A 1,729-nucleotide genomic window follows, 5' to 3' on the forward strand; every position below is an offset into this window, starting at 1 on the left:
GTCGGGGGCGAAGAGGTCTCCGCCGCTTCCGTAAAAGCATGCCAGAAGCGACATCCGACACTGCGGATCTCAAATGGCTACGGCCCGACAGAGAATACGACCTTCAGTCTCTGCTATCCGGTACCTGCTGGTTCCGACGGTCGGCAACGGGTCCCGCTCGGCCGACCAATTCGCAATTCGACGGTCTATCTACTGGACTGTCATGGCGCCCCGGTGCCGTTCGGGGCGGTTGGCGAGCTTTATGTCGGCGGGGCCGGCGTTGCGCGCGGTTATCTCAACCGGCCCGAGCTGACGGCGGAGCGGTTCATCGCCAGCCCCTTTGTGGAAGGCGACCGTCTCTATCGGACCGGCGACCTTGCGCGCTACCTGCCGGACGGCAATCTGGAGTTCCTCGGCCGCAACGACGACCAGGTGAAGATCCGCGGCTTCCGCATCGAACCGGGCGAAATCGCGGCGCGGCTTTGCGAGCACCCCTGGGTGCGCGATACGGTCGTGGTGGCGCGTGAGGACCGAGCGGGCCAGATGCGGCTCGTCGCCTATGTAGTGTGCTCGTCGCAGGCCGGAGCGGAGGACGAGACCGGAGCCGAGGGCGAAGATGCAGCCGGGCTTGCCGGCGGCTTGCGCGCGCATCTTGGCGCGCGGCTGCCCGACTACATGGTGCCGTCGGCGTTCGTGCGGCTATCGGCGCTGCCGCTGACGGCCAACGGCAAGCTTGACCGCAAGGCGCTGCCTGTTCCCGACGACGAGGCCTATGCGCGCACCGCCTATGAAGCGCCGCAGGGCGAGGTCGAGACGCTGCTGGCCGGGATCTGGCAAGAGCTGCTCGGCCTCGAGCGCATCGGGCGCCACGACCACTTCTTCGAGCTCGGCGGCCACTCGCTGTTGGCCGTGCAGCTGATGGAGCGGCTGCGGCGGCTGTCGCTCGGGGTGGAGGTGCGCACCCTGTTCGCCCGGCCGGTGCTTTGCGATCTGGCCGCCAGCCTTGGCAGCCATCGCGAGGTGGCGGTGCCGGCCAACCTGATCGGCGAGCAGAGCACGGCGATCACGCCGCGGATGCTGCCGCTGATCGATCTTACCCAACAGGAGATCGACCGGGTCGTCGCCACGGTGCCGGGCGGGGTCGGCAACATCCAGGATATCTATTGCCTGTCGCCGCTGCAGGACGGCATCCTGTTCCATCATCTTCTGGCCGGGCGGGGCGATCCCTACCTGCTGGTGTCGCAGATGGCGTTTGCCGACCGTGACCTGTTGGAGCGCTATCTTGGTGCGGTTCAGCAGGTTGTGGATCGGCACGACATGCTGCGCACGGCCTTTGTCTGGGAGGGGCTGTCGAGCCCGGCGCAGGTGGTGTGGCGCAAGGCGGCCCTGGAGGTGCGCGAGGTCGAGCTGGACGAGGATGGCGGTCCCGGTTCCGAGCAGCTGAAGCGGCGGTTCGATCCGCGCCAGTACCGCATCGACCTTGGCCGGGCGCCGTTGATGCGCGTCGTGATCGCGCGCGAGCCGGGCACGGGGCGCTGGCTGCTGTTGGAGCTGCTGCACCATCTGATCGGCGATCACACGACGCTGGAGGTGATGCATGCCGAGGTGCGGGCGGTGCTGGAAGGTCGCGGGCATGAGCTTGCCGCACCGCAGCCGTTCCGCAAGCTGGTGGCGCAGGCGCGGCTGGGGGTCGATGCCAAGGCGCATGAAGAGTTCTTCCGGGCGAGGCTGGCCGACATCGACGAGCCGA

1 protein-coding gene is annotated in these 1,729 nt (G+C 67.9%); it reads left to right on the plus strand.

All coding sequences use genetic code 11. From position 1 onward, the window contains the following. A partial coding sequence (locus NKJ73_RS33975) for a condensation domain-containing protein (RefSeq protein WP_352572740.1) occupies positions 1-1,729 on the plus strand: 1,729 nt, incomplete at both ends.

The sequence above is a fragment of the Mesorhizobium sp. M0074 genome, assembly GCF_040322975.1.
Lineage (GTDB): Bacteria > Pseudomonadota > Alphaproteobacteria > Rhizobiales > Rhizobiaceae > Mesorhizobium.